This is a genomic window from Dietzia sp. Cai40 (assembly GCF_014145165.1).
GTDB classification, from domain to species: Bacteria; Actinomycetota; Actinomycetes; order Mycobacteriales; family Mycobacteriaceae; genus Dietzia; species Dietzia natronolimnaea.
This window is the reverse complement of sequence record NZ_JAALEB010000237.1, coordinates 1-8344: the sequence shown is the minus strand read 5'-3', so window position 1 is coordinate 8344 and position 8344 is coordinate 1. Positions and strand designations below refer to the sequence as shown.

The 8344-nt window shown below is 70.9% G+C and carries 6 protein-coding genes; 3 read left to right on the top strand and 3 right to left on the bottom strand.

The window, feature by feature from the left end:
• The coding region (gene moaC, locus G6022_RS09850; RefSeq protein WP_241731142.1) for a cyclic pyranopterin monophosphate synthase MoaC at positions 1-590 on the bottom strand (590 nt) is incomplete at its 3' end.
• Positions 591-784: 194 nt separating this feature from the next.
• Between moaC and G6022_RS09845 the strand changes: the two genes are divergently transcribed.
• Positions 785-1870: an NADH:flavin oxidoreductase/NADH oxidase gene (locus tag G6022_RS09845; protein ID WP_182691465.1), complete on the top strand. Its 1086-nt coding sequence runs from the start codon at positions 785-787 to the stop codon at positions 1868-1870.
• A gap of 172 nt (positions 1871-2042) precedes the next feature.
• Here the strand turns inward: G6022_RS09845 and G6022_RS09840 are convergent, their stop codons facing one another.
• Positions 2043-4343 carry a fatty acid desaturase gene (locus G6022_RS09840; RefSeq protein WP_182691461.1) on the bottom strand — a complete coding sequence of 767 codons (2301 nt, stop codon included), beginning with the start codon at positions 4341-4343 and terminating at the stop codon, positions 2043-2045.
• Between the two features lie 102 nt (positions 4344-4445).
• Here G6022_RS09840 and G6022_RS09835 point away from each other — a divergent pair, with 102 nt between their 5' ends.
• Positions 4446-5513, top strand: coding sequence for an AraC family transcriptional regulator (locus G6022_RS09835; protein WP_182640145.1), 1068 nt, complete (start codon positions 4446-4448; stop codon positions 5511-5513).
• Positions 5514-5596: 83 nt separating this feature from the next.
• Positions 5597-6301, top strand: coding sequence for a TenA family protein (locus tag G6022_RS09830; RefSeq protein WP_182640144.1), 705 nt, complete (start codon positions 5597-5599; stop codon positions 6299-6301).
• Between the two features lie 30 nt (positions 6302-6331).
• Here G6022_RS09830 and G6022_RS09825 read toward each other — a convergent pair whose 3' ends face one another.
• On the bottom strand, positions 6332-8074 hold the full coding sequence (locus G6022_RS09825) for a sulfatase-like hydrolase/transferase (RefSeq protein WP_182640143.1): 1743 nt from the start codon (positions 8072-8074) through the stop codon (positions 6332-6334).
• Positions 8075-8344: the final 270 nt, after the last annotated feature.

Below are 8344 nucleotides of genomic sequence, written 5' to 3'. Positions count from 1 at the left end.
GAGAAACCGCGCTCGAGGAGCCACCCCTCGATGGCGGGGCCGGTGGTGTCCTCCCGCCGCCCGTGCGCGGCGGCGGTGGAGGAGACGACGACGACGGCGCTCCGGCCCGACTCCACCGCGGTCCGCCCGGTGGCCGCGCGAGCCGACTCGTCGTCGGACTCCCTGGTCCAGTCGCCCCGCTTGCCGCCGGTCTTGGTGGCCAGCCTGACCCCGTCCATCGTGGCCAGGGGGTCGACGGCCTTGATCATGTCGTGCAGCGTCAGACCGGCCACCGACACGGCGGTGAGCGCCTCCATCTCCACACCCGTGCGGCCGGTCGTCCTGGCGGTGGCCGACACCCGGATCTCGCCGGCCGGCGCGTCGAGATCGAAGCGCACCTTGACCGAGTTCAGGGGGATCTGGTGACACAGGGGGATCAGCTCGGAGGTCTTCTTGGCGGCGCCGATCCCGGCCAATCTGGCGGTGGCCAGGACGTCGGCCTTGCCCAGATCGTCGCCCGCGACCATGGTCACCACCTCCGGCCGGGTGCGGAAGACCCCCTCGGCGGTGGCGGTGCGGGTGGTGACGGCCTTGTCGCCCACGTCGACCATCCGGACCCGGCCCTCGGCGTCGAGGTGGGTGAGCTGCGGCTGTGGGGTCAGCGTGGGCTCCGAGGAGGAACCCGGTCCGGTCTGGGCGTCAGTCATGGCGCCCACGCTAGTCGGCGGCGAAGGGGTGCGTGAGCGCCCGTCCGGGGGTGGTCCCCGGCGACCCTGACCCGGCCGGCGCGGGTTTAATCGGTGGCATGCCGCTGCTCTTCGACCCCATCCGAATCCGCGATCTCGAGATCCGGAACCGCGCGTGGCTCTCACCGATGTGCCAGTACTCGTGCGACGCCCGCGACGGCGTCCCCACCCCGTGGCATCTCGTGCACCTCGGCGCGCGGGCGCAGGGCGGGTTCGGACTGATCCTCGCGGAGGCGTCCGCGGTGGTCCCGGAGGGTCGCATCAGCGCCCACGACGCCGGGCTGTGGAACGACGCGCAGCGGGACGCGTGGGCGCCGATCGTGGACTTCGTGCACTCGCAGGGCGCGGCGATCGGGATCCAACTGGCCCACGCCGGGCGCAAGGCGTCGACCTACAGGGCCTTCCCGGGAGAGCCCACCGGCTCGCTGCCGGTAGAGGAGGGCGGGTGGACCACGGTCGCCCCCTCGGCGATCCCGTTCGGCGACATGGCCACTCCCGTCGCGCTTGACCTCGAGGGGATCCGCGGCGTGGTGGACGCCTTCGCCGATGCCGCGCGACGCGCGGATCAGGCCGGGTTCGACGTGGTCGAGATCCACGCGGCGCACGGCTACCTCGTCCACGAGTTCCTCTCACCCCTGTCCAACGAGCGGACGGACGAGTACGGCGGCTCCCGCGAGAACCGCGCGCGACTCCTGGTGGAGATCTGCGATGCGGTCCGTCAGGTCTGGCCCGCGGGCAAGCCGCTGTTCGTCCGCATCTCGGCGACGGACTGGGTGCCCGGCGGCTGGGCCCCGGAGGATTCGCGCTGGCTGGCGGGCCACCTCGCCGAGCACGGCGTCGACCTGGTGGACGTCTCGTCGGCCGCCAACACCCCCGCGGTCCCGCCGGTGCCGCTCGAGCAGGGGTACCAGGTGCCGTTGGCCGAGGAGGTCCGGGCGTCCGGCGCGGTGCTGGCCGGAGCGGTGGGCCTCATCAGCGACCCGGAGTTCGCCGAGCAGGTGCTGGTCGACGGGCGCGCGGACGTCGTATTCCTGGGCCGCGCCGGACTGCGCGAGCCCGCCTGGCCCCAGCGCGCGGCCGCCGAGCTCGGTGTGAACTGGCGCGATGCGCCGTACCCGCCGCAGTACACGCGCGGCAAATGGTGAGCCCCGGAGCCTAGACGCCAGAATCCAGACGCCAGAGTCCAGACGCCAGAATCCGGAAGAGCGTTCCGCGCACATCCGCCGAGTAGAAATGCGCCGAACGTCCTTCTCGATGGATCCGCCGGGGAACGCGATGGATCCACCGGGGAACGCGACGGGCCCGCCGGGGCGGGAGCTAGAGGTCCAGCTCGATGTCCGAGCTGGCCATGGACGTGCACACGGTGATCCGCTCCTGCACGACGGCGTCGGTCGCACCCGCGGCCGCCCGGGCCTCCGCGCGCGTGGTTCCGCTGAGCTTGCCGGTCACGCACGCCTTGCACAGTCCGCGTTCGCATCCGGTCGGGACGGAGATGCCCGCCCGGCCCGCCGCCTCGAGGAGGGTCGTGGCCCCGTCGATCTCGACCGAGGTCCCGCTGCGACGGAAGCGCACGGTGTAGCGGCTGCCGTCGTCCGCCGGTCGCTCGAGTTCGGGGGCGGTGAACGACTCGGCGTGGAAGCGCTCGGCCGGTTGCCCGAGGTCCCGCAGCCACCCGCGGGCCAGATCGATCATGGCGGCCGGCGCGCACACGTAGGTCTCGCGCTCGGCGGCGTCCGGGACGAGACGTCGCAGCAGCTCGGGGCCCAAGCGTCCGGTGGTCAGGCCGTCGCGCTCGGACGGGGCGTCGGTGAACAGGTGGAGCGTGATGCCCGAGTCGCGGGCCAGTCGGCGGAGTTCGGCCTCGTAGATGACGGAGCGCTCGTCGCGGTTGAAATAGAGCGGGGTGGCGTCGGCCCCGGCCCCGGCTTCGCGGGCGATGCGGCGCAGCAGGCTGATGATCGGCGTGATGCCCACCCCGCCGGCGATGAGCAGTGACGGGGTGGCCGGGGAGTCCATCGCGAAGTCTCCCGACCACTGCGGCACGCCGACCAGCGTGAGGTAGCGCCCCGCCTTCAGCGTGTCGTTCACTCGGGCGGAGACCCGACCCCCTGCGACCCGTTTGACGCAGATCTCCAGGGCGTCCGATCCGTCGAGCCGCGAGTCGGTGCTGTCGCGGACGAGGCTGTACTGACGGACCAGCTCGACGCGGCCGGTGCCGGTGCCGTGGTCGTCGTCGTCGACCTCCACCCGTACCGACACGTACGCCCCGGCGTCCCACTCCACGTCCTCCCACCCACGCGGCCTGGCCAGGCGCACGGAGAGCGCGTCACCCCCGGCGACCGGCGTCGCGGACAGGACCCTCGCCGGGACATTGTGGAAGCGCGGCTTGTCCAGGTACGGGGACTCGGGCAGGGGTCGGTAGGTGAAGCCCGAGATCACGCGGCGCCCGAGCGCGAGGGGGTCACGCAGCAACTCGGCCGGCCGCCCGAACTCCCGCTCGCCGAACGGCACGGACAGGCCCGTGAGCGTCTTGGCGATGAGCGGCACCGTCTCCAGCAGCGGGGTCTCGTGATACGGCAGCCCGTACCGGGCGGCGATGGCGCGCACCTCCGGCGCGATCCTGCGCTGCATGGACGGCGGCAGGTCGGGGAACAGGTGGTGCTCGACGTGCGTGTCCAGGCCGCCATAGAAGATCCGCAGGTCGGGACGGTTCTCGAACGGCACCTCCTCCTCCAGGATGCGGGTCAGCGCCTCGTCCAACTGCGGGCTCGGCAGGAAGTTGCGGGTCGCCCGGATCTGCCGCTCGTAGTACTGGTCGGGGGTCTCGTCGGGGCCGGGATCGGTGAACAGTTCCAGCTCGCCCGCGTGGTGTTCGATGAGCACCAGGAACAGCACGGACATGTAGCCCGCGACTCCGCCGAAATAGTTGGCCACCAGGGTCGGGAGCGGCTTCCATCCGGAGCGGAAGGGCTCGTCCACGAATCGGCGGCGCGCGTCCCGGCGGGCGATCCTGGCCGGCGATCGCAGGGTGTAGGCGCTGAAGAACGGGTGGCGGTCGACCTTGCGCGCGATGTTGGCCAGGAAGAACGGTGCCGCGACCGGGGCCATGGCGGCGAGCGCGGAGATGAACGCCACCTGCCCGAGGTGGTGGCCGTACCAGTCCTGGCCCGCGCTGCCGCGGAAGACGCTGTAGCCGAGGTCGTGGTCCTTGCCGACGATGTTGGTGTTGGGGTGGTGGCCCGCGTGGTGCATCGTCTTCCAGTGGCCGGTGTCCACGTTGAAGTCCCAGTCGTAGCGGTCCGAGTGGTACTCGCCGTTGTCCGGCAGGTGGTCGTAGCTGCCGTGGACGATGTTGTGGCCCAGCTCGGAGAACTGCATGAGCCGGTACATCATCTCCAGCGCGGTGGCCCGGCGGATCGCGCGCGGACCCCCCTCGCGCAACAGCTCGCGGCGGCGGGCGTCGATCGCCTGCCCGTAGGCGGTGACGTGGCGGATGTGGTCCAGGTCCTCCTTGCCCACCTCGGCCTTGGCCCGCGCGTAGAGCTCCCCGATCGCCTCGGCCAGCCCGGTCGGTCCTGCCGATTCGGTACCCGTGCGGTTGTCGCTGGCGAGAGTCATGGATGTGACGGTAGCCACCGACGAGGGCCGGGGATAGGGCGTCGGCGGTCGCACATTTGGCATTTTCGGTCACCCGGCGGTGTGCGTTGCTACGGTCGGGCGATGACCTCGCCGTCGGACTCCGCGTCCCCCGTGTGGGTGGTGCCCCGCGGCACCGAGGGGATCCGCATCATGGTGGACGGCGGCGTCGCACGCGGGATGAGGACGGGGGAGTGCCTGGCCGGGACCGGGCTCGACCCCCTGGATCTCGACGACGAGACCGCGCAGATCTGGGCGCATCAGGAGTTCGTGGTGATCCGCAATCTCCTGGGCCGGCTCGGGGACCGACCGGGTCTGGGGGCCGGAATCGGTGCGCATTCGACCCTCGGGCGGACCGGCGTCATCGGCTTCATGATGCTCGCGGGACCCACCGTGCGGGCCGCGCTCGATCGGGCCATCCCGTACCTCGCGCTCTCGCCCACGCACCTGCGGTTCTCGCTCGACGAGGATGCCGCCGCCGGGACCGACCCGGAGAAGGCCTTCCTGGTCGCCGCGGACGACGAGATCCCCGCGGATGTACGCGCCTTCGTGGTGGAACGCGACCTGGCGGGGTTGGCGGCGGCCCTCCGTGGAGCCCAGATCGACGTCGGCACCGCCGGCCTCGAGACGACCCTCGGCCCGGAGAGCGCCGTGATCCTCGGTGAGGCGTGGGGACTGACCGCCGACGAGGTCCGGCCACACGCCGAGCGGAACCGTCTGGTGATCACCCGTGAGCGGCTGGACGCGCGGCTGCCGCAGGGCGACGAGAACACGGCGAAGCTGTTCGAGAGGCAGTGCCGCGACCTGCTCGACGACCGGGTGGCGCGGGTGGGCGTGGCGGGGCAGGTCCGCAGTCGGCTGCAGCACGAGCGCGGGAGTTGGCCGTCGATGGCGGAGGTGGCCGGTGAGCTGCACGTCGATGTCCGCACCCTGCGTCGCCGCCTGGCCGCGGAGGGGACCTCGTTCCGGCGGGTGCTCGACGAGGTGAGGCATCATCGGGCCCTGGATCTACTGGCGCTGCGTGTACCCGTGGCGGAGGTGGCACGCGAGCTCGGGTACTCCGAGACCGCCACCTTCACCCGGACGTTCACCAGGTGGGAGGGCGTCCCGCCCAGTCGAGTACGGCGTTCAGCGGAGACCAGCGGTGACTAGGGTCGTGGAGACCGGGCCATGCGGATCGGGCACCGTTCCGGGGACATCGGCCGCCTTCCGACCACGACCCCAGGAGACCTGAGTTGACCCTGTTCGAGACCCTCAAGGATCGCTGCCGCCCCGAGTGGGAGGCCTACACCCGGCACGAGTTCGTCGAGGAGCTCGGGAGCGGGACGTTGCCCCTCGAGGTGTTCCGCGACTATCTGATCCAGGACTTCCACTTCCTGGTGCAGTTCGCGCGCGCCAACGCGTTGGCCGCGTTCAAGAGCCGCACGCTGGCCGACATCACCGCCGCGCACCAGGCCACGGGGGCGATTCTGGCCGAGACCGAGCTGCATCTGCGGCTGACCGAACGCTGGGGAATCCCGCGCGCCACCCTCGAGGCCGCCGCCGAGAAGCAGGCCACCGTCGCCTACACCCGCTACGTACTCGACTGCGGCATGGTCGGCGACCTGCTCGACCTGCACGTGGCACTGGCGCCGTGCACGATCGGTTACGCCGAGATCGGCGCACACCTGCAGCCCCGGCTCGCCGAGCGCGGCAGCACGGAAGAGCCCGGCACGGGAGAGCGCGGCCGGGCCGGGCACCCGTACGGCGAGTGGATCGCCGAGTACTCGGGCGCGAAGTTCACCGCCGCGTCCCGCGCCGCGATCGCACAGCTCGACGTGCTGTCCGGGGGAGGGCTGACCGACCGCCGTCTCGACGAGCTCACCGAGGTGTTCCGCACGGCCACCAGGCTGGAGGCCGACTTCTGGCAGCAGGCGCTGGACAGCACAGTCGGCCGCTGACCAGCGGAGATCGGAAGGTGGCTCCGCCACTCAGGACCCCAACGACCCCAGCGATCCCATCGGCCCCGTCGGCAGCGGCAGGTCCACCGGCATTCCCGCGGGAGTGGTCCCCTTCTCCGCCATCTGGGCGAGGAGAACCGGCAGCATCTCGGCGAACATGTCGGCTCGGAACTGCAGGGGAGCGGAGGGGTTCGCGAGGTTGCGCAGTTCCAGGGGGTCCGCCGCCAGGTCGTACATCTCGAACACCGGGGGTTCGACCCACTGGGGGTCGAAGTACATCGTGAACTTGCGGGTGCGGTCCCGGACCGTGCGCAGATGGTTCGGCTGGGTGACCGAGGTCTGCCCGTCGGGTTGGCCGATGTTGTCGTCGTCGAAGACGTAGTGGATGACGTCCTGCACCTCTCGGGTCGGGGCCCCCGGGTTCTCGACGGCGTCGGAGATGATCGGCGACAGGTCGGTCCCGCGGAAGTCGAAACCGGCTCGCACCCCGGGCGCCACCTCGGCGATCGTCGCGAGGGTGGGCATGAGGTCCACGAGAGTCGACAGGGCATCGGTCGTCACCCCGGTCGGGAACAATCCGGGGTTACTGATGACCAGCGGCACCAGCATCGTCTCCTCGTAGGCGTTGAACACCTTCTGGCGCATCCCGCCGTGGGACATCGCCATCTCGCCGTGGTCGGAGACCCGGATGATGATCGTGTCCTGCCGTAGGTCGTTGCGCTCCACCGCGTCGATCACGGCGCCGATGTGCTGGTCCACGACCTGTTGCATGTAGGCGTAGAGGTTGGCGTAGTTGCGGGCCTTCTCCTCGCCCACCAGCGGTCCGAGCCCCAACTGGGAGGCCAGGTTGATCTGGGTCTGGGCGCGGGGCTTGTGGTTGAGCGCCAGCACCTCGGTGAACGTCGGCGGCAGGTCGATGCCCATCTGGAAACATCCCGGCGCCGCATCGAGGTAGTTGGTCCCGCCGTCCGGCATCTCCAGGTCCCAGGTCTGCGGATAGGCCAGGATGTCGTGCGGGTTAGCGAAGCTGGCGACCAGCGCGAACGGCCGATCCGGGTCGTTCGGCACCGAGTTCAGGAACTCCACGGCCTCGTCGGCGTAGCGCTGGTCGTTGTTCGCGGTTCCGCCACCGAAGTTCTCCGGCTTGATGTCCTGGCCGGCCTCCGGAGGGCTCCAGCCGTGGAAGCCGAAGCCCTCGACGTCGGCGGGCGTGGGGTCCAGGCCGTCGGCGCCCTTGCTCATGTGCCACTTCCCCCGGTAGTGCACGTCGTATCCGGCCGAGGCGAGCAGTCCGGCCATGTTGGGCGTGGTCGGGGACAACTGTGGCTCGGCATCCGACAGGCTCCCGCCCGACGTGAGGGTGCGGTAGACCCCGTGTTGGGCGGGGTAGATGCCGGTGAACATGGTGCTGCGGCTGGGCGAGCACATGGTGGAGTTGCAGGCGTTGAAGTTGAACGACAGTCCGGTGTCGATCAGTCGCTGGCGCTGCGGCAGGTTCTGCGCGGCCCACCCCTCCGGCCAGAACATCGGTCGCCGTTCCTGATCGGTCATGATGATGACGATGTTGGGGCGCCTGCGGATCCGGCCCTCCCCGATGGCGGCGCCGGCGGCGGGCGTGGTGCCCGGCAGCGCGGAGGATCCGAACGCGGCACCCGCGGCACCCGCGGCGAGGAGGAGCCCGGTGCCGCCGAGGAACGTGCGGCGGGGGATCGACGTGGCGGGGGGAAGGGGAGACGTGGAATGGGACGACGACGAGGTGGGCGACTGCGACATGGTGGACCCCTGGATGACCCGGCCGAGCCAACCCGGGGACCGCGCGGGCGATCTGGGAGGGCGGTCCCGGGGGTCGACCGGGGTGGTGCCGGATGCTTCGGATCGCGGCGATCCCGCGAATGCTGGGTGCGCTTACCGCCCGCTGTGGTGAAGGTTTTCTGAGAATAGCGCCTCATTTAGGGCGTGTCTCCCATAGCTGAGCGGTGACCTGCGAGACCGTGGCCGTATGGGACAGACGAAGTCACGATTTCGCCAGTTCACCGACGAGCA

Excerpts from the sequence above, each read along its gene's own strand:
- G6022_RS09845 (WP_182691465.1), top strand. The coding sequence starts at position 785 with ATGCCGCTGCTCTTCGACCCCATCCGAATCCGCGATCTCGAGATCCGG.
- G6022_RS09840 (WP_182691461.1), bottom strand. The coding sequence starts at position 4,343 with ATGACTCTCGCCAGCGACAACCGCACGGGTACCGAATCGGCAGGACCG.
- G6022_RS09835 (WP_182640145.1), top strand. The coding sequence starts at position 4,446 with ATGACCTCGCCGTCGGACTCCGCGTCCCCCGTGTGGGTGGTGCCCCGC.
- G6022_RS09825 (WP_182640143.1), bottom strand. The coding sequence starts at position 8,074 with ATGTCGCAGTCGCCCACCTCGTCGTCGTCCCATTCCACGTCTCCCCTT.